The organism is Enterocloster clostridioformis, from assembly GCF_020297485.1.
Lineage (GTDB): Bacteria > Bacillota > Clostridia > Lachnospirales > Lachnospiraceae > Enterocloster > Enterocloster clostridioformis.
The window spans coordinates 3,807,089-3,832,848 of record NZ_JAIWZC010000001.1 but is presented as its reverse complement, the minus strand read 5'-3'; the positions used below and the strand labels follow the sequence as shown (position 1 = coordinate 3,832,848).

The window sequence follows — 25,760 nt, the reverse complement described above, 5'->3', positions numbered from 1 at the left end:
CATCTCCCCAAATATCATACGCCAAAAGGAGTCACCCATGAAACATTCTATGGATTATCTCTCTCTGATTCAGTCCATTCCGGCTCACAGGACAGCCCTGATTGAGGACGGCCGGTTTTATACATACGGCACGCTTGTCATGGAAGCCTGCCGCATCCGTTCCCTGTCCCCGGAACCGGCTGCGCCTTCCGTGGCATGGATCAAGGCGGCCTCTGTGCACGGCCAGCTGGTACGGTTTCTGGCATTTAGCGGTACATCCCGTGTTCCCGTCATTGTGCCCGCAGACATGAAATATGTTCCCGAATCCCTTATAACAGAGGAAATTCCTGCCGGGGCCTGTATGGGTGTGCTTACCTCCGGTTCTACGGGACAGCCAAAACTATGGTTCCGGACCCTGGATAGCTGGGCCTCCTTCTTTCCTATCCAAAATACAATCTTTGGAATGACTGCCCAAACACGGCTTTTTGCTCAGGGCAGCCTGGCATTTACCGGCAATCTGAATCTGTATCTGTCCCTTCTGTCACTAGGAGCATCCATCATCACCGCTTCCCCTGTAAATCCTTCTGTCTGGTGCAGGGAAATAGAGCTTCATCATGTGGATGCCCTCTATCTCATCCCCTCCAAGCTCCGGCTCCTGGCAAAATACGCTTCCCATTCCAGCCCTGATATCAAGACCATCCTGGCCGGTTCCCAGAGCCTTGGCCGCGGGGATATGGTCCTTTTGAAAGCAGCCTATCCGGACAGCTGCTGTTTCCTCTATTATGGAGCCAGTGAATTGAGCTATGTCACCTGGCTGACAGACCAGGAAATGAATGATAATCCGGCCTGTATCGGCAAACCCTTCCCAGGCGTAGACGTAACCCTTTGTAACGGCGAAATCTATGTGGATACCCCCTATTCCGCCATAGGAATCACAGGGCCTTACAGCGTTGGCGATACCGGCTATATGGACCGTGACGGTTATCTGTACTTTAATGGACGCAAAGACAATGTATACAATATTCACGGCAATAAAGTTTCAGCCGTAAAAATAGAAAATGCACTGAACTCCCTGCCTCAGGTACAGGAGGCCGCTGTCATCTTTGAAAACAATGCTCTGCGGGCCCATGTTGTCCTCCCGGTGCCCACTCCCTCAGGCCAGGACGCAGCTGCCCTGCGCCGCATCATTAAAAAAGAACTGAATGATTATCTGGAATCCTGGGAAATTCCCAGGGATATTGTATTCCATGAAAACCTTCCGAAAAACAATAGCGGAAAGACAGTCATGGGACTGCTCTCCGCTAAAGAATCAATTACTATATAAGCCTGAATTCATGGGCAGGCTTGTCATACTGCCTCCCGGTAATCACACTGGCTGTAAGGTCCGTGCAATTTCTCATAACGGTCCTGTCCGTTTCCAAAATTAAATTTCTTCACTGCCAGCCCCTTTTCATTCACACCGTCCAGAGGGGCATAGGGCACTGCCAGGGTTATGATTTTGCGTTTCAATGTATCCGGCAGCTTATCTTCTCCAAACCCCAGAAATGCCAGGTTGACTGTTGACATGGAACGGTAACCGTTGTCTGGCTCTGTTACCACGAAAAGGGCCGGAGAATACGTCAGGTCAAAATTCCGGCCGAATATGCGATCCCCATCCTCTGTCTGTGCGCTGAAGGTGGAACAGCCTAAGTCGGGAATGGAAAACTCCAGCGGAATTCCTTTTAGCAGACGATTGGTCACAAACTATATAGCACATGTTTTCGGACCCGGATACTCCACTGTACATCATAGGATAAAATGGCCGGTCATGCGGAGGCTTATTTGGCATACCCAAAATCAGGAAAACTTGGAGCCATATATAAAAAGTGCCCTTGCCATAGAACTGGGGCGGGATTTGTTAAAATCCCGCCCCAACTATTGACAAAGAGCCGATAAAATAAAAAGAACCACATATCCGTGACTCTTTTTTAGAGGCGACGACCGGAATCGGACCGGTGATGAGGGTGTTGCAGACCCGTGCCTTACCGCTTGGCTACGTCGCCATATTAACTTATAAATGACCCCAAGGGGATTCGGACCCCTGTTACCGCCGTGAAAGGGCGATGTCTTAACCGCTTGACCATGGGGCCTTGCATATATAAATTAAAAAACTCCCCGAGTAGGACTTGAACCTACGACAGCGCGGTTAACAGCCGCGTGCTCTACCGACTGAGCTATCGAGGAATAGGCTGATGCTCTCCGATTCCTTATTATACATGATAATAAAAAATTCATCAAGTACCTTTTGAAGATATTATATGAAAAACTTGCATTATTTATGCAGGTAATACATACCTTCAAAACCGCATATTGAATTCCGATTGCTTCACAAACCAACTTTTTCCCTTAACCTTTTGGATAAGCCCTCGACCGATTAGTATTAGTCAGCTACGTACATTACTGCACTTCCACCTCTAACCTATCTACCTCGTCGTCTTCAAGGGGTCTTACTCGCTTTCGCGATGGGATATCTCATCTTGAGGGGGGCTTCACGCTTAGATGCCTTCAGCGTTTATCCCGTCCAGACTTGGCTACCCTGCCATGGCCTTGGTAGGCCAACAGATACACCAGCGGTCTGTCCATCCCGGTCCTCTCGTACTAAGGACAGCTCCTCTCAGATATCCTGCGCCCGCGCCGGATAGGGACCGAACTGTCTCACGACGTTCTGAACCCAGCTCGCGTACCGCTTTAATGGGCGAACAGCCCAACCCTTGGGACCTGCTACAGCCCCAGGATGCGATGAGCCGACATCGAGGTGCCAAACCACTCCGTCGATGTGAACTCTTGGGAGTGATAAGCCTGTTATCCCCAGGGTAGCTTTTATCCGTTGAGCGATGGCAATCCCACTTTCATACCACCGGATCACTAAGTCCTACTTTCGTACCTGCCCGACCCGTCGGTCTCGCAGTCAAGCTCCCTTATGCCTTTGCACTCTCTGGATGGTTTCCAACCATCCTGAGGGAACCTTTGAGCGCCTCCGATACCCTTTCGGAGGCGACCGCCCCAGTCAAACTCCCCGCCTGACATTGTCCCCCGCCCGGCTCACGGGCGCAGGTTAGAAACCCAATATCGCAAGGGTGGTATCCCAACATTGGCTCCACACAGACTGGCGTCCATGCTTCTCAGCCTCCCACCTATCCTGTACATGCAATACCGAATCCCAGTATCAAACTGGAGTAAAGCTCCATGGGGTCTTTCCGTCCTGGCGCAGGTAACCAGCATCTTCACTGGTATTTCAATTTCACCGGGTGCATTGTTGAGACAGCGCTCAAATCATTACGCCTTTCGTGCGGGTCGGAACTTACCCGACAAGGAATTTCGCTACCTTAGGACCGTTATAGTTACGGCCGCCGTTTACTGGGGCTTAAATTCAAAGCTTCGCTTGCGCTAACCTCTCCTCTTAACCTTCCAGCACCGGGCAGGCGTCAGCCCATATACCTCACCTTACGGTTTTGCATAGACCTGTGTTTTTGCTAAACAGTTGCTTGAGCCTATTCTCTGCGGCCACATCTCTGCGGCACCCCTTCTCCCGAAGTTACGGGGTCATTTTGCCGAGTTCCTTAACAATGCTTCTCCCGCCGGCCTTAGGATTCTCTCCTCATCTACCTGTGTCGGTTTACGGTACGGGCATGTATCACACGATAGCGGCTTTTCTTGACAGCCGGAATCACACACTTCGCTACTTTTGTTCGCTCCGCGTCACGTATTCGGATTGCACGGCGGTTTTTCCAGCCGTACTCCTACCACGCTTGCCCCGGTATTCCCATTCCCGGGATGTGCTGTCCTTCTGTGTCCCCACAGTTCTGATGATACACGGTACAGGAATTTCAACCTGTTGTCCATCGACTACGCCTCTCAGCCTCGCCTTAGGCCCCGACTTACCCAGAGCAGATCAGCTTTACTCTGGAAACCTTGGATATTCGGCCTGGAGGATTCCCACCTCCATCTCGCTACTCATTCCGGCATTCTCTCTTCTCAGCACTCCACGGCTCCTTACCGGTACCGCTTCTCCGTCCTGAGAATGCTCCTCTACCAATGTCTTACGACATTCCTAAGCTTCGGTGTTGTGTTTCAGCCCCGGACATTTTCGGCGCAGGACCTCTCGACTAGTGAGCTATTACGCACTCTTTGAATGTGTGGCTGCTTCTGAGCCAACATCCTAGTTGTCTTTGAAATCCCACATCCTTTTCCACTTAACACACACTTTGGGACCTTAGCTGTAGGTCTGGGCTCTTTCCCTTTTGACTGCCCAACTTATCTCGTGCAGTCTGACTCCCATACATCATTTACGCGGCATTCGGAGTTTGATATCCCTTGGTAAGCTTTGACGCCCCCTTAGGAATTCAGTGCTCTACCTCCGCTAAACTAATATGAGGCTAGCCCTAAAGCTATTTCGAGGAGAACCAGCTATCTCCGGGTTCGATTGGAATTTCTCCCCTATCCACACCTCATTCCCACCCTTTTCAACGGATGTGGATCCGGTCCTCCACGGAATTTTACTTCCGCTTCAACCTGGACATGGATAGGTCACCCGGTTTCGGGTCTGCCTGTACTGACTTGACGCCCATTTGAGACTTGGTTTCCCTTCGGCTCCGAGCCTTAAGCTCTTAACCTTGCCAGTACCGGCAACTCGCCGGACCGTTCTACAAAAAGTACGCGGTCGCACCTTAACGTGCTTCCACAGCTTGTAAACACAGGGTTTCAGGTTCTTTTTCACTCCCCTCCCGGGGTCCTTTTCACCTTTCCTTCACAGTACTATGCGCTATCGGTCACTAAGGAGTATTTAGCCTTGGAGGGTGGTCCCTCCTACTTCCCACAAGGTTTCTCGTGTCTCGTGGTACTCTGGATCCTGCTGCTTCCTATTGCTTTCGTGTACGGGGCTTTCACCCTCTCCGGCCTGACTTCCCAGACAGTTCCACTAACAATTCGGTTCACGTACGCAGTCCTTAACCCCAGCATGCACGCACGCTGGTTTGGGCTCTTCCCATTTCGCTCGCCGCTACTTTGGGAATCGATGTTTCTTTCTCTTCCTCCGGCTACTTAGATGTTTCAGTTCACCGGGTTCCCCCTGCATGGCTATGGATTCACCATGCAGTGACTGAGGTTTGCTCAGCCGGGTTTCCCCATTCAGATATCTCCGGATCAAAGGATATTTGCTCCTCCCCGAAGCTTTTCGCAGCTTATCACGTCTTTCATCGGCTCTTAGTGCCAAGGCATCCACCCTGCGCTCTTTATAGCTTAACCAAAATGATTCCCCGCGGCGGGTTGCTGCGGTTCCTCTCACGTCCATAGCGTTGGACGCTTTGGTTCTAGGTTTGTTTATAAACGCTTTCGCATTTACAAGTTTGTTTCTTCCATACAATCTCTTGTATGGCCTCGGATGTCTTGATATTCTGATTTTGAATATTCAATTCATTTTTATTCAATATGCGGTTTTCAAGGTACGTATGGTATGCTTCCGTCACTTTCAAGGTTTCAGGACCAGCCTTCTTCCTCACAGTCACTTCAGCAAATGGAGATGGAGAGATTCGAACTCTTGACCCCCTGCTTGCAAGGCAGGTGCTCTCCCAACTGAGCTACACCCCCATAGGATGTGGGTCTTCCCTCTATTTACAGAGGCAATCCCTATTAAATTATGATGTCTGTCCAACACAGACCAGTGGGCTTAAGTGGACTCGAACCACCGACCTCACGCTTATCAGGCGTGCGCTCTAACCGGCTGAGCTATAAGCCCGGTTTAAATCCGGCAGCCACCTGCTCTCCCATGCCGTCTCCAGCATAGTACCATCGGCCGCTTAAGTCTTAACCATCGTGTTCGGAATGGGTACGGGTGTTTCCCCTAAGCGCATCGCCACCGGAATTTCTCTGTGTCCTTTTCATTGAACACTAGACAGTATCTAAAACCCTTACTTCTTCTTCCTTAGAAAGGAGGTGATCCAGCCGCACCTTCCGATACGGCTACCTTGTTACGACTTCACCCCAGTTACCTGCCCCGCCTTCGGCAGCTCCCTCCTTTCGGTTGGGTCACTGACTTCGGGCGTTGCTGACTCCCATGGTGTGACGGGCGGTGTGTACAAGACCCGGGAACGTATTCACCGCGACATTCTGATTCGCGATTACTAGCGATTCCAGCTTCGTGTAGTCGGGTTGCAGACTACAGTCCGAACTGGGACGTTATTTTTGGGATTTGCTCCACATCACTGTCTCGCTTCCCTTTGTTTACGCCATTGTAGCACGTGTGTAGCCCAAATCATAAGGGGCATGATGATTTGACGTCATCCCCACCTTCCTCCAGGTTATCCCTGGCAGTCTCCCTAGAGTGCCCAGCTCTACCTGCTGGCTACTAAGGATAAGGGTTGCGCTCGTTGCGGGACTTAACCCAACATCTCACGACACGAGCTGACGACAACCATGCACCACCTGTCTCCCCTGTCCCGAAGGAAAGGCCACATTACTGACCGGTCAGGGGGATGTCAAGACTTGGTAAGGTTCTTCGCGTTGCTTCGAATTAAACCACATGCTCCACCGCTTGTGCGGGTCCCCGTCAATTCCTTTGAGTTTCATTCTTGCGAACGTACTCCCCAGGTGGAATGCTTACTGCGTTTGCGGCGGCACCGAAGGGCTTTGCCCCCCAACACCTAGCATTCATCGTTTACGGCGTGGACTACCAGGGTATCTAATCCTGTTTGCTCCCCACGCTTTCGAGCCTCAACGTCAGTTATCGTCCAGTAAGCCGCCTTCGCCACTGGTGTTCCTCCTAATATCTACGCATTTCACCGCTACACTAGGAATTCCACTTACCTCTCCGACACTCTAGCAAAACAGTTTCCAAAGCAGTCCCAGGGTTGAGCCCTGGGTTTTCACTTCAGACTTGCTTCGCCGTCTACGCTCCCTTTACACCCAGTAAATCCGGATAACGCTTGCCCCCTACGTATTACCGCGGCTGCTGGCACGTAGTTAGCCGGGGCTTCTTAGTCAGGTACCGTCATTTTCTTCCCTGCTGATAGAGCTTTACATACCGAAATACTTCTTCACTCACGCGGCGTCGCTGCATCAGGCTTTCGCCCATTGTGCAATATTCCCCACTGCTGCCTCCCGTAGGAGTTTGGGCCGTGTCTCAGTCCCAATGTGGCCGGTCACCCTCTCAGGTCGGCTACTGATCGTCGCTTTGGTGGGCCGTTACCCCGCCAACTGGCTAATCAGACGCGGATCCATCTCACACCACCGGAGTTTTTCACACACTGCCATGCGGCACTGTGCGCTTATGCGGTATTAGCAGTCATTTCTAACTGTTATCCCCCAGTGTGAGGCAGGTTATCCACGCGTTACTCACCCGTCCGCCACTCAGTCAATCAAGATTCCATCCGAAAACTTCATCTTAATTGCTTCGTTCGACTTGCATGTGTTAGGCACGCCGCCAGCGTTCATCCTGAGCCAGGATCAAACTCTCATGTTCAAAAGTTGATTCCAGGTTTTCAGACTACTTAGCTTGGCTAGTTATCTTTAACCTTCATTACTTGGTTTTGTTCTGAATTTTCTCAAATTCAAAGGCCTAAACCAGACCTTTTGCTTTTAGAATTTTCAGGGTTTTACATACTGTCTAATCTTCAATTATCAAGGTTCTTTGTTGTTGTTTATCTGTCTCAGCAATAACTTTAGTAGTTTATCATATTTGCAACCGTTTGTCAACAACTTTTTTATTTCTTTTTTGTTGTCTGTCTCAGCAGCAACTTTTATATATTACCATATATGTTACTGCTTGTCAACAACTTTTTCAACTCATTTTTCAGAGTTGTCCCACCGTTTTCCGCGGTGGACCTTTAATATATCACTACTTTCTCAACTTGTCAAGGGAATTTGTGCCATTTTTTTATACAATTTTCAACTTTATTTCCGCACCACTAAATGTGCTTATTTTTTCTGTATTTCTCTATATTTTGTGGTTAATAAAAAAATCGCTGTTTACAGATGTTTCCATCCCCTCCCAGCGATTTGTTTTAATTATATATATTAAAGGAACAATTATATCTTTTTATTCTATAGAATGCCCCGGATGATGCCGCCCAGTACAATATTAATCAGATTATACTGATATAAAAACCGAAGCCAGGTACTTGCGTTAATCTGTTCCTCCAATGTCATTCCCAGAGGTGTGGCTGCAAAGATTCCTACCAAAAAACAGCCAATCCACAGAAACAACAGTCCCTGGATCAATCCCAGGACGGCACCTGCTATATGATTCAATCCATACAGTATGGGAAGCCGCGCTATGAGATCCAGCCACCGCACCACCAGATGTATCAGGATATAGACGACTGCAAACAGGATGATGGAGCTGACTGCGTTGATAAGAATGTCAGCCAGATATGTGCTGACGTATTCCGCAAACTGTTCCACTCCCAGCATATGATAAAACTCGCTGTTATTGTTTTCAAGCAGCGTTTCCTTTACGGATTGGGGCAGATTAAGGTTCTCAATAGCAATGCGCTGCGCCGCCGGAAGCTCCGTGTTTTCCGCTAACGGTTCCTCCCAGCCGGCTGCATTCAGTATGGCCTCTGCCGCGCTCTGGCGTATGGAGGGATTATCCTTGATAAAACCCGTCATATACGGAGTGGCAACCTTTACCAATATGATGGTAAGTATCAGCGCTCCCAGGGATACACACTGCTTCAGCGCCCCCCTGTAATGTCCATACAGTACCATGCCAATGAGAAAAACACCTGCACCGGCAGACAGCCAATGTTCTAATATCATGTCCATATAATTTCAGTCTTTCTTTTAGTTGAATATCAGGCGTTCTATAGCGTCCGCAACCCCATCCTCGTCATTTGTCAGCGTAATCCTATCTGCCGCGTTTTTAGCTATGTCCAGTCCATTTCCCATGGCAATGCCCACTCCGGCCGCCTCCAGCATGGAGATATCATTTTCCCCATCACCAAATGCCATGGTGGCCTCGGGGGCAATCCCAAGATAATCTGCCAGCCACATAAGCGCAACACCCTTTGTGGCTCCCAGTGCATTGATTTCCAGATTATTATACAGAGATGAGCTGATGACAATACCTTGTACGGCTGAAAGCTCCCTGCGCAGCGGCATTGCATCATTCACATCAGCCAGATATACGTTGACCTTCTCCACATCCTTCTTACAATCTGTCACGTAATGCAGGATATTTGGCACAACATCCCTGGTGGAGAGTACCATTTTCTGAATCACAGGACTCAGGCCGTAGTCTTCCATATGTTCGATGAACTCAGGCTGCGAAATCCCTCTTCCATCTATATACGGATCATACATTGCCCTGTACTTTTTCACGATATCCATGACTTCCAACGCCTTTGCGTTGGACAGTGTACACCGCTTCAGACTGACTCCCTTAATAAGGTCTGCCACCGTTCCGCCGTTGGTGGTTATGGCGTAGTTGACCCCCGGCAGGGACCGTACTGCCTGCGTGATACCATCCACCGCCCTGCCCGTGGTCGGCACAATCTGTATGCCCATACGGGCGCAGCGCTCCAGCGCCCTGCGGTTGCGCTCTGACAGGTTTTTCTGGCTGTCCAGCAGAGTACCATCAAGATCCAGTGCAATCAAACCTATGGTCATCATATAAAATGCTCCTCTTTCAATATCAGAAGACCGTCCCTGTCATACTTGGACGAGAATATTCCTGTAATCCGCTTAAAGAAGGATGGATTCTCCGCTTTATCAGCAGCTTCCTCTATCAAGTCCTCAGCATTTACCTTTGTAAGGGGTACGCCGTCTTCCTCCATAATTTCAATCCGCTCATAGAGGGCCAGCATGCTCTTTCCTGAAATACTGCAGTCAATGTCGCTGGCATATTGGCATGCATACTGAGCAAATTCATCAATATCCATCTCCTGCTGGTCATCATAATCCGATTCATCCGGCTGAGGCAGGACCGGAGGGTTTTCCGCCGCCTTAAGGGGGACTTCTTTATGTTCTTCCCTGCGGGCAACCGGCTCCGGGCGGCTCTCTTCCATTTTCCTGCGCACCGGCTTTGGTTTCTGCTCTGTTTCTGCTTTACGATCCGTGTCCGGCTTCTGCTCTGGCTCTGGTTTTGGCAGGCTCCTGGGGGCAGCTGGTTCCGGTACCGGCTGAACCTTACTAACAGCCGGTTCTTCTTTCCGGCTCTGGACCTTCCTGGACACAGCCGGCTCCTCTGCCTTCCGGAGCTGCACAGGGCGCACGGGGCGGTCATCTCCTTCCGGCGCCACATAAGCAACCTCTTCCGGCCCCATCTTCCCTACATATTCAAACCGTTTGGCCAATCCCGGATATACCTTATGGATACGGGCCAGATTACCCGCCACATCTATAAGGACTACATTCATGCCTGTCTCATCCCTGGCCATCAGCTGGTTCAGCTCCTGGAGGGTGGATTCCTCCATGGCGCCGGCCTGTTCAATAATCAGGTCCTTGCCTGTCAATTTGTCCGCAATGGCAAATACGCCTTTACTGTTAAGCTTTTCCCCTGTTATCTTGGCAGCCTGGTTCTTAGCCCCTGTCTCCTTATGAATCTTCTTAAGAAGTTCAATGGCCTGGTCCAGACCCGAACTGGAATACTCGGCTTCTATCATGAAATGATGCGATTCCTGGACAGATGACTCTCTCCCCAAATCCTTGATGTCGGTCAACACCCGTGTCTGGGCAGACGTTGTCTCCGGCCTGTGACGTCCGTCTGATATCCTGGACATCTCCTTGGCCAGATTTGCCTGAACCTCCGCCTCATGCATTCTGGCCCGCACTGCTTCATCCGACAGAATCCGGGGCTTATCCGGCATCCATCGGGACTGTGTTTCCTCTGCAGATTCCTCTTCTTCCTCCGAATCCTCAGGCTCTATGGTAACCTGGGCGTGTGCGCCCTCATTCTCATATGATTTCTCAGCCCCGGCGGCATTCCCGCAGTGTTCCTCCGGGTACCCGGCTTTGGCGCCGTCTTCTGTGTCGTCCTGCGGATTCTGGTCCGGATATTCATTTCCGTAATAGCCCCGCCGTCCATATGCCTCCTCAGAATCATCTTCATCCGTATAGGTATCTTCCTGATATACCTCTGCCTGATATCCGTTTTTTTGATAATCACCTTCTGAATAATCGTCCTCCGGATATTCTTCTTCCGCATATCCAGCTTCCTGATATCCGGTTTGCGCATAATCGTCCTCCGCGTATCCGCCCTCCCGATGTCCGGCTTGCGCATACCCGTCCTCCGGGTACTCTGCTTCCGGCTCCACGGCAAAAGCGGCCTCCTGGCGGGCCATGTAGGACTGGGGAGAGACTTCCGTTTTCCTCTCAGGCATGGGCTCATAGTCCGCAGGCCGTTTTCCGGCGCGGTACTCCTGCTCCACTGCCTTGAGACGTGCCTCATACTTATCCCTGTTTTCCACCAGATCCATCTGATACTTTGTGAGAGGCGCAAACTGTATCTTAAGCTCCATGGCCTTCTCTACATACTTTCCTAGACCGAACATAAGCATAATCTTGTCGCAGGCCATGATGCAGAGTTCTCCCATACCGGCCTCCGCATACAGCTCTGCCAGCTCATAGAGCCATTTTTCATCCAGCTCAATGTTGCAGTACTGCTCCAGGGTATGAATCAGCTGCTCTGCGGGCGCTCCCTTTGCCCCCAGAATCAGGTAGCGCAGGATATACTGCCTGGGATCGTCCGGCGCCAGGTCGCAGAACTCCCTGTAGTAATCCTCTGCCTCCTGAAAGCTGCCCTCCTTGATAGCCAGCTCCGCCAGCTTGAACAGCAGGCGCTTTCCTATGGGCGCCCGTTCAAATGCCAGCAGCAGAATATCCTTGGCCTCCTGGTACTCTTCGTTCTTCTCATAGATGGTTGCCACCATGGACAGGATGTTTACATTCCGCACTCTGCGCCAGTCTATGGTATCGGCTATCTTCATGGCCGTTTCATAGTCCCCGCGGCTTACCATCTTCTTAATCTGCTCAACTTTTATGTTAAACTCGTATTTATCCATCTTTTGCATCTCCCTATCGCTAGTTCCCGGTATGGAAATCTGCTGTCTAAAGTTCCGTCCTGCCTTCCAATGCCCGAAGAAGTGTTACTTCGTCTATGTATTCCAAATCTCCGCCAACGGGTACTCCGCTGGCAATTCTGGTCACTTTAATCCCTGTAGGCTTTATCAGCTTGCTTATGTACATAGCTGTGGTCTCGCCTTCCAGGCTGGAATTGGTCGCAATGATGACTTCCTCTACATCCGACTGGAGTCTCTGCATCAATTCCTTCAGCTTTATATCCCCCGGGCCAATCCCCAGCATGGGAGAAATGGCGCCATGCAGCACATGATAAACCCCATCGTATTTGCCAGTTTTCTCATAAGCAGCCAAATCCCTGGTATTCTCCACCACCATAATGGTCTTATGATTCCGCCTGTCACTGCTGCAGATAGGGCACAGTTCCTTATCCGTCAAGGTGAAGCATTCCTTACAATAGCGCACGTTATTCCTGGCGCTTGTCATGGCACCTGCCAGCTCCTCCACCTGCTCCTTCGGCATGTTGATGATATGGAATGCCAGGCGCTGGGCCGACTTGGCCCCAACTCCGGGGAGCTTAGACAGTTCCTCTATTAACTTGGTAATCTGACTGCTGTAGTAATCCATTAGAAGGGGAAACCTCCGCCCAGTGCTCCGCCTAAGCCGCCTGTCAGCTTAGACATGGCCTCGCTGCTCTCAGCCTCCATCTGGCGGAACGCCTCATTGGCAGCTGCCACAATCAGGTCCTCTAACATCTCAATATCGTCCGGGTCCACCACATCAGGTGACAGCTTAACGGATACCACTTCCTTTTTGCCTGACACGGTCACGCTGACCGCACCGCCGCCGGAAGCAGCCGTGTATTCTTTATTTTCAAGCTCCCTGGTAGTCTCCTCCATCTGACGCTGCATACGCTGCGCCTGCTTCATAAGATTATTCATGTTGCCAGGCATTCCGCCTGGAAATCCGCCACGTTTTGCCATGGTGTATTATCCTCCTATTATTTCCGATTAATCATCTTTATATTATTCATCTTCATATGTAATATCCATATGAATCTTTTCTTCCAATTCTTCCTGGGTCACATAAATCGTATTAAGGCGCTCGCCCCGGCCGGCCAGCCTTGTCTTAAAGTAAATGGATCTGCTGAAATTAGCTTCCACATAGCGCTCCAGTTCCCCTATAACAGTGGGCCGCTTCCCCATATCGTAGTTCATGGGATCCATAAACACAATGGTCAGGCAGCCTTCTCCGCCAGGCTCCACCACGGTGTCCCGCAGATATGACCTGGCACCGCCTCCCATGCTGCGGACTATCTTGGCCCATTCGTTTCTCACCAGCTTCAAGTCTTCCAGCTGGGCCCGGGGAAGGGCCACCTTTTCCGGCATAACCCCCGGCTCTGCCTGAAGCCCCGGAGCATAAGGCGCCGCTGTCTGGGGTGCTGTTCCCCCATCCTGCCCCGGGCCGGCCCCCGCCTGCGGCACCTGTCCGGCAGGAGGGCTGCCTGCGGCCTGATAAGCAGCTGTCATGGGAATGGCCATGCGGCCTGCCTCCAAATCCTCCATCTGCGCTTCCAGATCTCCTAACCGCTGCAAAATGGCATCCAGGTTGGGCTCCATGGATGGACGTGTCAGCTTGATAAGCGCCACCTCCACCAGCACCCGCTTCTGGCTGGCATAGCGCAGCTGGTTGGACAATTCGGAAAAGATACGGATATACCGCATCAGCGTGGTTCCGTCCGCCTTGCCCGCATCGCTTCTCAGCTGCTTTAAATTCTCCTCCGACATATCCACCAGGCCCTCTGCGTCGTCCGCGCTCCGGATTAAAAGCAGGTTTCTCATATACCATATAAAATCAGTGACAAACTGGCCCAGCTCCCGGCCCTGAATCACAATTTCCTCCAGGCTGCATATACAGTCCCTTGTCCTGCCCTCCACAATGGCGCCGAACATCTGGCTGAACACGCTGGAATCCACTGCCCCCAGAACCTCCAGGGCATTGTCATAGGTCAGCACCCTTCCGTAATGAAAGGCCACACACTGGTCCAAAAGGCTTAAGGCATCCCTGAGGGAGCCGTCAGCCGCCTTTGCCACATAGAGAAGCGCCTTGTCCTCCACCTGTATCTGCTCGGCCTGAGTCAGCTCCCTCAGGCGGTCCGCTATGGTCTCTAAGGATATGCGCTTAAAATCATAGCGCTGGCAGCGGGAGAGAATCGTAATTGGAATCTTGTGCACTTCGGTGGTAGCCAATATGAAAATCACATAGGACGGGGGTTCCTCCAGTGTCTTTAACAGAGCGTTAAAGGCTCCAATAGAAAGCATATGGACCTCGTCAATGATATAGACCCTGTACCGTCCCTCTGTGGGAGGATACTGCACCTGTTCCCTTATATCACGTATGTTCTCCACACCGTTGTTGGAGGCGGCATCAATTTCCACCACATTCATGGAGGAACCCGACTGAATGGACCTGCAGGTGGGACACTCGTTACAGGGACTGCCATCCACCGGATGTTCGCAGTTCACCGCCCTGGCAAATATCTTGGCTATACTGGTCTTACCCGTTCCCCTGGTACCGCAGAACAGGTATGCATGGCCGATACGCTCCGACGTTATTTGGTTTTTCAGTGTCTGCACAATCGGGTCCTGGCCTTTTACATCCTCAAAGGAAACAGGACGCCATTTGCGGTATAACGCCGTATATGACATATTAGGCAACTCCTATTATTCTATCTTGTTCATATAAATTTATTTTCAAATTAACGCTCATTTTCATCATCATGCAGTTATTCATCGCCAAAGCTGATGCCCACCATCTTGGCTTCCTTAATCATGGAACACTCCGGGTCCACGGTCTTAAGCCTTCCCGCAACCTCGGAGAGAGGCACCTGGGTGATATCGTTGTTCTTCACTGCCACCATGTAGCCATACCGCTCCTCGGCTATCAGCCTGGCTGCCGCAGCGCCCAGCCTGGTTGCCAGCACGCGGTCATAAGCGCATGGCTCGCCGCCGCGCTGCATATGGCCCGGAACCGTAACCCTTACCTCGCTGCCGATGACTTCCTGTATCTTGGCCCCGATTTCATAGGCCACCGACGGATATACCACTCCGCTTTTCTTCTTTTCCTTCAGTTCCTTCTTGCTCATCTTGGCATCTTCCCTGGAAATGGCGCCTTCGGCCACTGCCAGGATAGAGAAGCGTTTGCCTGCCTTGGACCGCTTGGTCAGGGCGTCGCACACAATATTGATATCATATGGTATCTCCGGAAGAAGTATAATGTCCGCCCCGCCTGCAAGACCAGCATACAGGGTCAGCCAGCCCACCTTATGTCCCATAACCTCCACGATGAATACACGCCCGTGGGACGCGGCCGTGGTATGAATGCAGTCAATGGCATTGGTGGCAACATCCACCGCGCTCTGGAACCCAAATGTCATATCCGTGCCCCACAGGTCATTGTCAATTGTCTTGGGAAGCGATACCACGTTGAGTCCTTCTTCGCTGAGCATGTTGGCTGTTTTCTGGCTGCCGTTCCCGCCCAGCACCACAAGACAGCTGAGCTTCAGCTTTTTGTAGGTGTGCTTCATGGCCTCCACCTTATCCAGTCCATTCTCATCAGGAGTGCGCATGAGCTTGAAAGGCTGGCGGGAAGTCCCGAGAATGGTACCGCCCTGGGTGAGAATTCCTGAGAAATCTGACGATTTCATGATTTGATAGTCCGCATACATGAGTCCTTTATATCCGTCTTCAAATCCAATTATTTCCACGTCGTCAAACATGTTATATAAGGACTTTGCCACACCTCTCATGGTGGCATTCAGTGCCTGGCAGTCTCCGCCGCTGGTCAGCATTCCAATTCTTCTCATATTGCACTTCCTCCTTATAGAGTTTCTTCACTTTCTGTTATGTTTCCTGGGAATGGTTCTATTATACCCATTTTGTAATTATAACGCAAAGGTGTTATCGGGGCAAGTATAAATTCGGACAACCGGCCGGCCGCAAAATCCGGATAACCGGCCGGTCCCAGGGAAGCACGCCATGCGGAAATACAAATGGGACATAAATCCGGTGATACAGTAACGTATCCTCAGATTTATATCCCATTTTTAATTCCACGCACCTTGCTTTGTGCTGCTGCCACGAACGTTACTCATGCAGTTAACTCAATCCAGGCTGCCTCACGGCACACGGGAGGTTCTGCTTAGTGCTGCTGCATTCCTGCCCTGACACGGTTCACAGATTCCCGTTGCGTAAGACCCAGACGTCAACGCCACTTACACAAGGCAGCTTCGCAGCAAACAGCCCGAGGCAAGGTATCACCCCTGCTGGAGCGGATTGCAGGTACAGGGCACCGCTATCTCCCCGGCTGCGTGGAAACTTTATGACATATTTGGCCGTACATACGCAGATGTGTCAACAAATGCCGGCTTGGGGCAGTTGTTGAAAACTGCCTGTTAAGTATAACCTGCCGAGACGCTTTTGTCAAGGCTGTGCCTCCACCAAAAATAACCTGGACAGATAATCTCCCTGGGGCACCGGGCTGGTCCGCACACCGCTGGCACCGTCTGAAAGAATCAGGCCCGCGCTCATAAGTTCGTCCCCATACGCGGTATAGTCTACCCCGCTGACCCGGTACATGATCCCCGGATTCAGCCCCTTGAGTACCAGCCGTTTAAAACCGGCATTCACGGGCTGGAGGAACCGGAAGTAAGCCGCAATTGCCTTGTCTGCGTCTTCCGATACAACAATCCAGGCAGCCTCATTTCCCTCAAAGGGACTTATAAGCCGGTAGAACCTTCCCTGCTGAATCAGCTTCCTGTGCTCCTTCATAAACCGTATCTGTTCCTTTACCTGGTATTGTTCCTCCTCTGCAAGCAGATTCAGATCCAGTTCATACCCAAAGGTTCCGAAACAGGCTGCCGCCGCCCTGGCGGCCAGCGGAACATTCCTCTGTGTCTGATGGTTGGGTATGGCGGACACATGGCTTCCCATGGAGCTGAGCGGATATACCAGGCTGGTGCCGTACTGGATTTTCACACGCTCCACTCCGTCGGTGTCATCGGAAACCCAGCCCTGAGGCGCGTAATACAGAATGCCCGGGTCAAATCTGGCGCCGCCGCTGGCGCAGGATTCAAACAGAACATGAGGAAAGCTCCTGGTGAGCCGGTCATACAGCTTATATACTCCCAGTATCTGTCTGTGGTACACGGTTCCCTGGTACTGCGCATCCCGGCCCGCTGAAAACAGGTCGGAAATACTCCTGTTCATATCCCACTTCACATAAGACACACCGCCGTCTCCCAGTATCTCCTCCATTCTGTCCCCTATGTATTCCACCACCTGGTCCTTTGAAAAATCCAGCACATACTGGTGTCTCCCTGTACACACCGGCCGGTCCGTACTCCCTAACATCCAATCCGGGTGGGCGCGGTAAAGACGGCTGTCCCTGCTGACCATCTCAGGCTCGAACCACAGGCCGAACTTCATTCCCATATCCCTGATTTTTCCTGCCAGCCCTGTAATTCCATCGGGCAGCTTATGCAGGTCCGGATACCAATCCCCCAGGGAAGTGGTATCATCGTCCCGCTTTCCAAACCACCCGTCATCCAGTACGAACAGCTCTATGCCCAGCTCCCTTGCCTTGTCCGCAATGGAGAGAATCTTGTCCTCGTCAAAATCCATGAATGTGGCTTCCCAGTTATTAATCAGGATGGGCCTCTCCCTGTCCCTCCAATACCCCCTGGCAAGCCTGGTCCGGTAGAGCTGGTGGAACACCTGACTCATACCGTTTAAGCCGTCCCCCGAATATACCATCACTGCCTCCGGCGTCTGGAATTTCTCTCCCGGACATAGGGGCCAGTCAAATCCTTCGGGATGGATTCCCATGGTCACCCGGACCGTGTCCATGGTATCCACCTCTGCCTGGGCCAGAAAATTGCCGCTGTATACAAGGCTGATGCCGATTACCTCACCGCTGTCCTCCCCGGCATCAGGCCGTTTCAGACAGATGAACGGATTGAACTGGTGGCTGCTGTGTCCCCTCATGCTGTGTATGCTCTGAACTCCCTGGTGAAGTCCGTGGCAGTCCACATAGCGTTCCCTGCACCAGGCCCCGGTCAAATCAACCATCTGGTAACGCGGATCCGGCAGATCCAGGCTCAGGCTCATGGCCCGCTCCAGGCAGACCGGCTCCGGACCACGGCAGACAAACCGTGCGCTGCGGGTAAGCACAGGCATCTTTTCATAGATTGTATAAAAAAGCACCAGTTCCATACCTGCCACTGGGTCATCCAGATACAGCTTCAGGGTCCACGCCTCCTCATCCTGCTCCACATAAGTGGCTGGCAGGCCCGGCAATTCCGGTTTTCCCCTTTGTATGATGTGGTTTTTGTATACAAAAGAACTGACCCTGCTTCCATTTTCCCTTCTGATTCCATAAGCCGGATACCGCATATCCCCGGTTCCAAAGCCTGGGTATTCCTGCTTGATATGTTCCAGTGAAAATGTGGTGTCATCCTCATAGACACAGGGCGCCATATCCCTGTGCGCAAACTCCAGCAAATGGCCAAAGCTTTCCCTGTGCCGTATCCGCTTTCCATAGTAGAGCTGTCCCATCTGCCCGTTCGGAAGACATGTCATGATATAACTGATTTTATCGTTGTACAGATGGAACTGCCTTTGGGACTCATATCCCGCAAGAACTCATGTATCCTGGGGCCGTTGGCATAATAGGGCAGGCCGTCACCATAGGGTTTTCCTTCTTTTAACACCCCGTCGGGAAAGCGCTGCTCCTTGGACAGCATGGATATCACATCCATCCTGAAACCGTCAATGCCCTTGTCTCGCCACCAGGCCATCATGTCGTATCCTTCCATATATAGTGATCCCTGTAGGGATTGTCAGGAGAACGGCGGCTCTCCACGAACCAGGCATGTTCATCCGATGTATGGTTTACAACCAGGTCCATCACCAGCTTCATTCCTTTTTGATGTATCTCTGCCAGAAGCCTGTCAAAGTCCTCCATGGCGCCGAACACATCCATGACAGCCTTATAATCGCTGATATCATAACCATTGTCATCCACCACGCATTCTTTCCACCATGCCCTCTGTTCTTCCATGTAAATCCTCCCTTATATTCCGATTCTTGATGAGCCGGAACTTACACGCCGGCGGGGCTGACGCGGTATGTCTTAATCTCATAAGGTTTTATGAAATCCTTAAACCTATGTCCATCTGTCTCAATGGGCCTCAGGGTCCTTTCCAGCAAATCACATTCCTCCACATGGGAAATTTTAAATCCAAGGTTTACCGTCATGGACGTCCTTGTATTGCGGTTTTCATAGATACGCAGGATATATCCGTTCCCATCCTCCGCCTTTTTCATCATTTCCACAAAACAGCACGGCTGGTCCACGGATACCATGCTCCAGAATCCGCCCGGTCCTTTGGCGGGCGCCAGTGCGGATACCAGGGGCGAATTCAGGCCATAGGCCATTTCCACGGTCCTTGCTTCCTGCCACCGTCCCTTGTGCGGATAGATGGAATAGGTAAATTCATGAATGCCTATATCCGCGTTCTCATTGGGATAGGTCCCGGACTTAATAAGGGTCAGTCCCATTTCCCCGTCCCTGATGCTGTGTCCATACTTACAGTCGTTAAGAAGGCTGAGTCCCAGGCCGTTTTCCGACAGATCCGCCCATTTATGGGCACATACTTCAAATTTGGCCGTATCCCAGCTGTGGTTGCTGGTAGTCTCCCTCTCCACATTGCCGAACTGTATCTCATAGGTGGCCTTGGCAGCGTTAATCTGGGCCGGAAAATAAACCCTCAGCAGAACATGATGGTCTCTCCAGTCAGCCCGGGTCACAAAATCGATTCTGGGCAGATTGGGGTAGAACACAATATCCTGCTCCACAAGGGAGCCCGCAAACCGGTGAGAGATGGAAACAACAGTCCGAACCGGTCCCCATTCCTTTAAAACCGGCGCCGTCACAAGTTCGGCATGGTATGGCTTTCTCTGATAATACATGTCCACATCCCAATTGTCCCAGTTCATGGGGCGGTCCTCAAAGGTCAGGAGCTGGTTCCCCACACGCCCTTCTTTTAACAGCTGTCCCCCCGTCCCCTTCTCAACCAGCGAGACGATCTCCATCTTATCATTAAACTCAGCTCTGTACCAGTCATTTTCAAAGAGGCCGGACCATGGCCCGGGACATTCTGCGGCAAATCCGGAGTGTTCTGCGGCATATCCGGAATGTTCTGCGGCAGGTCCTGACCTTCCACTATCCTCTGCCCCCATGAGGCTGTACACGGCACACCCGCAGGAAGGAATTCCCTTTGCGTGGAATATAAGTGTGTCCTCCCCTGTATACTGGACCGGGAACCTGTGTCCCAGGCAGTCGCAGGCAAAAGCCGCCTCCCCCCGGGCCACGCCGGACACCGTTACGGTATCCTCCCGCTCATATCCCTGTGTGTTGATTACAATAACCTTCCGGTCTCCCGGCTTTTCCCTGCCGGTATCCTTACCCTGACCGCAGATCCTGTCACCCAGGTCCTCTGCCAGATGAAGGGCTGTCTCTGCGCCGGATTTCAGTATCTCCTCATATTCCCGGTCTGTCTGGTCATAGACAGGCCCAATGGCGCTTCCCGGAATAATGTCATGGAACTGGTTTAACAGGATGATGTCCCATCCCTTTTTTATGACGCCGGCCGGATATGCCAGACCCTTAAGCTCTGCCATGACTCCCAGCGTCTCCAGCTGTTCGTACATCTGCTCGCTTTTCCGGTTATAGCGTTTGTTTTTTCCCATAGAGGTCAGCGTTCCCCTGTGGTACTCAAAATAGAGTTCCCCATCCCATACCGGCATGCCTGGTTTGGACGCAATATCGTGATAAATCCGGTCAAAAAAGTCCCTTTCATTTTCCTGAACCAGTCTGGGAATGCCCGGAAGGCCGTATCTGAGACGCTTTGCCTCCTCTAACATCTCCTTTGTGGGACCGCCTCCTCCGTCGCCATATCCAAAGAGCATTAACGTGTCCTCTGTCAGGTCCCTGTTCTGGAACCGTTTGAAGGTTCCCAGCGTCATATTGGGATTGACAATACCCGTGTATGTAGTGGTGTTCCTGGTGTCTGTAAATGACACATTTAACCCCAGGGTCTTATCAAAGTCACAGGCAGTAGGCATGAATACAAATACCCTGCTGCCGTCGATTCCCTTCCACATAAAGGTATCGTTGGGCAGCTGGTCAAACTGGTTCCAGGCAATCTTAGTTGTCAGGAAATAGGGAATGCCGCACTTTTTCAGTATCTGCGGTATGGCGGCGGAATAACCGAATACATCCGGCAGCCACAGACACCTGCTGGAAATGCCGAATTCCTCCCGGAAGAACTGCTCGCCCTTGATGATTTGACGCACCAGGGATTCCCCCGCGGGCAGGTTGCAGTCCGACTCCAGCCACATGGCGCCGTCTGTTTCCCAGCGGCCTTCCCTCACCCGATCCCGGATGCGCTCATAGAGTTCCGGTTCCTGCTCCTTTACAAACTGGTACAAAATGGGCTGGCTGGACATGAACTTATAATCCGGGTACCGGTCCATCAGCTCCAATACAGTGGAAAAGCTCCGCACGGCCTTCTCCCTGGTCTGGTCCACGGTCCACAGCCACGCAATGTCAATATGGGTATGGCCGATTGCGCTTACCACCGGAGAGGAGGTGTTCACATTTTCGTAGAATTCCTTTTTCACGATTCTCTCCATCTCCTCTATGGACCGGTTGAACCGTGATGAATATGGCTCCCTCAAATCCAGGGCGTCGGCCGCAGGCCCCAGCTTTACCAGAATCCGTCTGTAATTCTCCTCATCCGGCTTTTTCAAAAGCCTGGCAGCCTGGACCGGCACCAGAAAATCGTAGTAAGCCTTTTCCACAGCATCATCCACCTGAACCAGCTCCGTGCGGATTATCAGGTCCCCGGGCACGCTGCCGCTGTAGGCCAGGATGGCAATTTCGTACTGCTCCCCTGCATTGGCCCTGGGACTCATTAAAATTTCCCTGTGGTTTACATCCACTCCCTGGACAATTTTTCCGTTCAGATAAAAAAGCATTTGGGGATTGGTGGCATCCCACTGTCCTTCCCTTCCCGTGGTGATCAGGAATTCCACATGGGCCCCGTCCAGCCGCGGGGGGTCCATTTTCCTTTCCTTCCATCCGCTTATAACAGCTGACCGGAATCCTCACCGGCCTGCGAAGCTGGTCCAGATCAACCGTCAGACGCTCCATCCGTTCCAGTTCAAATAATATGCTCATCCTCTTCCTCCTTATCCCGGCCCAAATCATCTATGTCCTTATTTTACCACTAAGGCCGGCGGACAAATTAAATATCTGTCCGCCGGCCCCGGCCGCTTCCTGTGCGGGACAGCACGCTTAACCTTTAACCGAACCTGCCGTAAGCCCTTCTATCATATATTTCTGGGCAAAGGCAAATAGACACATGGTAGGTACCAGTGACATGACGGTTCCTGCCGCCATCTCGCCCCATTTAATATCATATTTAAGAATCAGGCCGTTAAGTCCCACTGGTATGGTCTTGAACTTATCCACATCTATAAACATGACTGCCATGAAAAGTTCATTCCATGAGTTGATAAATGCAAATATAAATGTAGCCGCTATGCCGGGCATGATGACCGGCACCACCACCTTAAACAATGCCTTGAAATAGCCGCATCCGTCTATCCAGGCAGCCTCCTCCAGGGATTTTGGCACGCTGTCAAAAAAGCCGCACAATGTCACCACGGAGAAGGGAATCATCATATTTGTGTAGAGCATGGCCAGGCTGCGCAGGTCGTTTAGCATCTTCGCCTTTGCCAGGAGCTGGTATAACGGCGCCAGCATGATGAACATGGGAATCATCTGCGTTACCAGGAAAAACAGCAGAAGTACGTTCTTAAACCGGAAGTGGAACCTGCTTATGACATAGCTGGCCAGTATGGCAATAAACACCGCACAGGTGGCTGCCACCGCTGAGGAGAAAAAGGAATTCAGCATATACCGGCCGAAATTGCCCTTCCACAGCATGGCCACATAGTTGACAGCGGATGCCGGATTGGGCAGATACCGGACCGGAAACGCATAGATTTCCCCCTGGGACCCCTTTAAGGATGTGAGAAGCATCCACACAAAGGGAAACATGGTCAGTACAAGGAAACATGCCAGTACAAAATATTTTAACAGGCTTTTAAGCCTTCTCTTATTTTTCATTGTCATGATATCATGCCTCTTCGTCCGTATACTTGGCGGCAACCAGATAAATGGCTGCAAATACAATGAGGAACAGGATACACAGCACGCCCACCGCTGACGCCAGACCGTAATCCAGACTCTGGACCAGCTGCATCATGTAGGACGTAATGATGTTGGAGGACCCCGCAGGCCCGCCCTGGGTCATGGAGTAAATTAAATCCGGGAAATTGAATATCCAGATAACCCGCAGCAGAACCGTCAAAAGCAGCACGGAACGAATACAGGGCACTGTGATGTTGGTAAACTTCTGATACGGGCTGGCGCCGTCCACATCCGCGGCTTCGTACAGGTCTTCCGACACTCCCCTTAAGGCAGCCGTTATCATAATGGTGAAAAATGGTATCCCGTACCATATATTGGCTATGATGCAGGAGTAAAGGGCCGTGTTCTTGCTGGCCAGCCATCCCACGGGCTGGCCGATTAAATGTATCCTCATAAGCAGGTCATTGATGACGCCTGAGGTTCCGTTGAACATCCAGCGCCACATAATGCCGATAATAAATCCCGATACAGCCCAGGGGAAGAAAATCAGACCCTGGTAAAGGCCGGAGCCCTTAAATTTCTTCTTCAGAAGCAACGCCATGGCGAATCCCACCGTAAACTGGACAAACAGGGAGATTCCCACCCATTTAACCGTGTTGAGCATGGTGGAATAGAAGGTATTGCTGGTGTTGTGGGCAAACAGCTTGCTGAAATTATCCAGACCCACCCACTTGATATTCTTGACATTCATCAGGTTGTAGCTCTGAAATGCCATCAGGGACCCCTTTATCATCGGATAGTAGGTAAATATCATGGGAAACAGTATGGCAGGAAGAACCATGATAAAGATGAACCGGGCTCTCCTCATTTTTAATTTCGACGTTTGTTTCATGCCATCACCTCCTTGCCGGCTGCGTGTGCCGGCTTCCCCGGCACGGCGCGCACAGCTCTATATCCGGAAGTGCCGGGAGCAGGTCCCCCGCTCCCGGCGCCCTCCGGTCCTTACTGATTGTGTTTCATACGTTCTTCGGTCAATCCGTCCTTACCACTTCTGGCCCTCATCCTTGTAAGCCTGGGTCCAGAACTCATCTAACCACTGTAACAGCTCATCATCCGTAATTTCATCGGTCAGGTATTTCTGATACATGGTATCAACCTCTGTCTTGTAGGTTGCAAATGCCTCGTACATCTGCGGGTATGCCGCATGGCGGTATACATCCGGTTCCTTTGCCATATCCATATACATCGCGAAACGTCCCTCGGAGAAATATGTATCCTTCTCGGCAGCGTTGTTGTGAATCGGGATTGTGGAGTAGTTCTTTGCAAAGTAGGTATTATTCTCGGAATTAGATAAGTACAGCAGGAAATCCGCGGTCTCATCCGGATGCTCTGTAAAGGATGTCATGCCCCAGCCCGCAAATCCGTTGGGGAGTACCGCCTGGCCGGACGGTCCCTTGGGGAACGGAACCAGTGCCCACTGGTCATCCTGCATGTCGGCGGAACAGGTGGCGATTACTTCCGGATCCTGAATCAGCATGGCTGTGGTGCCGCCCACAAAGCCCTGGACCATCTCTGAGAATCCCCACGCAATGGAGTCAGTTGGGCAGGTGTTTTTAAACAGGTCTTTGTAGAAATGCAGTGCCTCCTTTACCTCTGGCAGGGTAAAGATCGTGGCGCCGTCCCCATCCTTTAAGAAATAAGCCGCGTTGGGATCCGCCACCTTATCCGTACCAATCCAGCTCCAGTAAATGGTATCCGCATACTGATAGCCGCTGGGGCCGCCGCGGAAGGAGTAGCCAAACCTGCTGTTAGCGGGGTCTGTAATGGCCAGGCCTGCATCGTAGATATCCTGCCATGTTTCCGGCTGATCAAGCCCTTTCTCCTCAAACCAGTCCGCGCGGTAGAACAGTCCTCTCTGATAGAATCCGTAAGGAATCAGATAAGCGCCTCCCTTGAGATAATGAATTACCTCGTCGGCCGACTCTGTCAGGGTGTCCTTCTCATCCCACGCGTCAATGTACTTCTGAAGATCGGCAATCCATTCATTGGTGGCATACTGGGTCACAGTGGAATCACGCACCTCCACGATATCAGCTCCGCTGCCGTTCATGAGCATCTGGGTAATCTTGGCATCCGCATTCTCCAGAGGCGGGGAAATGATGTCAATGGTAATATTTGAGTGCTCAGCCTGATATTTGTCCGCAATTTCCCTCAGGACAGCCGTCCTCTCAGGGCTGGTAAGGGATTCCACCAAGGTGATGGTGACGGCTTCCCCGGATGCCGCTTTCTGGCTGCCGCCCTCTTTTCCGCCTGCGTCTGCCGCCGTGGTGGCCGCCCCTCCGTCTGCTGCTTTTGTGGCATCCGGAGCAGCGCTGCCGCCTCCGCATCCCGTCAGCATCACTGCCGCCAATGCCATTGCCGCTAATTGTTTCTTCTTCATCTGTTCTCCT

Annotated in this window: 14 protein-coding genes, 5 tRNA genes, 3 rRNA genes, 1 other RNA gene and 1 pseudogene; 1 reads left to right on the top strand and 23 read right to left on the bottom strand. The window is 51.6% G+C overall.

Annotated features, from left to right (window positions below; genetic code table 11):
- The first annotated feature begins 37 nt into the window (after window positions 1-37).
- Window positions 38-1,303: an AMP-binding protein gene (locus LA360_RS19275; RefSeq protein WP_022203477.1), complete on the top strand. Its 1,266-nt coding sequence runs from the start codon at window positions 38-40 to the stop codon at window positions 1,301-1,303.
- Window positions 1,304-1,326: 23 nt separating this feature from the next.
- Here LA360_RS19275 and LA360_RS30055 read toward each other — a convergent pair whose 3' ends face one another.
- The 23 genes and pseudogenes from LA360_RS30055 to LA360_RS19160 all read right to left on the bottom strand — a co-directional run bounded on the left by LA360_RS30055 (window position 1,327) and on the right by LA360_RS19160 (window position 25,750).
- Window positions 1,327-1,719: a linear amide C-N hydrolase gene (locus LA360_RS30055; RefSeq protein ID WP_057571272.1), complete on the bottom strand. Its 393-nt coding sequence runs from the start codon at window positions 1,717-1,719 to the stop codon at window positions 1,327-1,329.
- Between the two features lie 231 nt (window positions 1,720-1,950).
- A tRNA-Cys gene (locus LA360_RS19265) sits at window positions 1,951-2,021 on the bottom strand.
- A 15-nt stretch (window positions 2,022-2,036) separates the two neighbouring features.
- Window positions 2,037-2,108, bottom strand: a tRNA-Glu gene (locus LA360_RS19260).
- Between the two features lie 21 nt (window positions 2,109-2,129).
- Window positions 2,130-2,202: transfer RNA gene (locus LA360_RS19255), tRNA-Asn, on the bottom strand.
- 170 nt (window positions 2,203-2,372) lie between these two features.
- Window positions 2,373-5,262: ribosomal RNA gene (locus tag LA360_RS19250) — 23S ribosomal RNA — on the bottom strand.
- Window positions 5,263-5,531: 269 nt separating this feature from the next.
- Window positions 5,532-5,604, bottom strand: a tRNA-Ala gene (locus LA360_RS19245).
- Between the two features lie 74 nt (window positions 5,605-5,678).
- Window positions 5,679-5,752, bottom strand: a tRNA-Ile gene (locus tag LA360_RS19240).
- A gap of 7 nt (window positions 5,753-5,759) precedes the next feature.
- A 5S ribosomal RNA gene (gene rrf / locus LA360_RS19235) occupies window positions 5,760-5,877 on the bottom strand.
- Between the two features lie 65 nt (window positions 5,878-5,942).
- Window positions 5,943-7,474: ribosomal RNA gene (locus LA360_RS19230) — 16S ribosomal RNA — on the bottom strand.
- The 16S, 23S and 5S rRNA genes sit together here with 5 tRNA genes alongside, the layout of an rRNA operon.
- 581 nt (window positions 7,475-8,055) lie before the next feature.
- The gene (locus LA360_RS19225; RefSeq protein WP_022201084.1) at window positions 8,056-8,778 is read right to left on the bottom strand and encodes a CvpA family protein; all 723 of its coding nucleotides are present in this window, start codon (window positions 8,776-8,778) and stop codon (window positions 8,056-8,058) included.
- An 18-nt stretch (window positions 8,779-8,796) separates the two neighbouring features.
- Entirely contained in the window at window positions 8,797-9,624 is an 828-nt protein-coding gene (locus tag LA360_RS19220) for a Cof-type HAD-IIB family hydrolase (RefSeq protein ID WP_022201085.1), read from the bottom strand.
- Window positions 9,621-12,014 (bottom strand): hypothetical protein, encoded by a 2,394-nt coding sequence (locus tag LA360_RS19215; protein ID WP_022201086.1) that lies wholly within the window; start codon window positions 12,012-12,014, stop codon window positions 9,621-9,623. Before LA360_RS19215 ends, LA360_RS19220 begins: the two co-directional genes overlap by 4 nt.
- Before the next feature lie 46 nt (window positions 12,015-12,060).
- Complete coding sequence (gene recR, locus LA360_RS19210; protein WP_002584483.1) at window positions 12,061-12,657, bottom strand: recombination mediator RecR; 597 nt, start codon at window positions 12,655-12,657, stop codon at window positions 12,061-12,063.
- Window positions 12,657-13,013 carry a YbaB/EbfC family nucleoid-associated protein gene (locus LA360_RS19205; RefSeq protein ID WP_002584484.1) on the bottom strand — a complete coding sequence of 119 codons (357 nt, stop codon included), beginning with the start codon at window positions 13,011-13,013 and terminating at the stop codon, window positions 12,657-12,659. The genes recR and LA360_RS19205 overlap by 1 nt, the downstream gene beginning before the upstream one ends.
- A gap of 42 nt (window positions 13,014-13,055) precedes the next feature.
- Window positions 13,056-14,738 carry a DNA polymerase III subunit gamma/tau gene (gene dnaX, locus LA360_RS19200; protein ID WP_022201087.1) on the bottom strand — a complete coding sequence of 561 codons (1,683 nt, stop codon included), beginning with the start codon at window positions 14,736-14,738 and terminating at the stop codon, window positions 13,056-13,058.
- Window positions 14,739-14,815: 77 nt separating this feature from the next.
- Window positions 14,816-15,895: a 6-phosphofructokinase gene (locus LA360_RS19195; protein WP_002584486.1), complete on the bottom strand. Its 1,080-nt coding sequence runs from the start codon at window positions 15,893-15,895 to the stop codon at window positions 14,816-14,818.
- Between the two features lie 246 nt (window positions 15,896-16,141).
- Window positions 16,142-16,403, bottom strand: an RNA gene (gene ffs, locus LA360_RS19190) — signal recognition particle sRNA large type.
- A 108-nt stretch (window positions 16,404-16,511) separates the two neighbouring features.
- Window positions 16,512-18,695 (bottom strand): alpha-galactosidase, encoded by a 2,184-nt coding sequence (locus tag LA360_RS19185; RefSeq protein WP_057572347.1) that lies wholly within the window; start codon window positions 18,693-18,695, stop codon window positions 16,512-16,514.
- A 17-nt stretch (window positions 18,696-18,712) separates the two neighbouring features.
- Window positions 18,713-19,149, bottom strand: a pseudogene (locus tag LA360_RS31490) (alpha-amylase family glycosyl hydrolase); the annotation flags it as partial.
- Between the two features lie 41 nt (window positions 19,150-19,190).
- Entirely contained in the window at window positions 19,191-22,217 is a 3,027-nt protein-coding gene (locus LA360_RS19175; protein WP_225537617.1) for an alpha-mannosidase, read from the bottom strand.
- Between the two features lie 232 nt (window positions 22,218-22,449).
- Window positions 22,450-23,292, bottom strand: a complete 843-nt coding sequence (locus LA360_RS19170) for a carbohydrate ABC transporter permease (RefSeq protein WP_022201092.1) — start codon at window positions 23,290-23,292, stop codon at window positions 22,450-22,452.
- A gap of 4 nt (window positions 23,293-23,296) precedes the next feature.
- Window positions 23,297-24,202, bottom strand: coding sequence for a carbohydrate ABC transporter permease (locus LA360_RS19165; RefSeq protein WP_022201093.1), 906 nt, complete (start codon window positions 24,200-24,202; stop codon window positions 23,297-23,299).
- Between the two features lie 150 nt (window positions 24,203-24,352).
- Window positions 24,353-25,750 carry an ABC transporter substrate-binding protein gene (locus tag LA360_RS19160; RefSeq protein WP_112481482.1) on the bottom strand — a complete coding sequence of 466 codons (1,398 nt, stop codon included), beginning with the start codon at window positions 25,748-25,750 and terminating at the stop codon, window positions 24,353-24,355.
- Window positions 25,751-25,760: the final 10 nt, after the last annotated feature.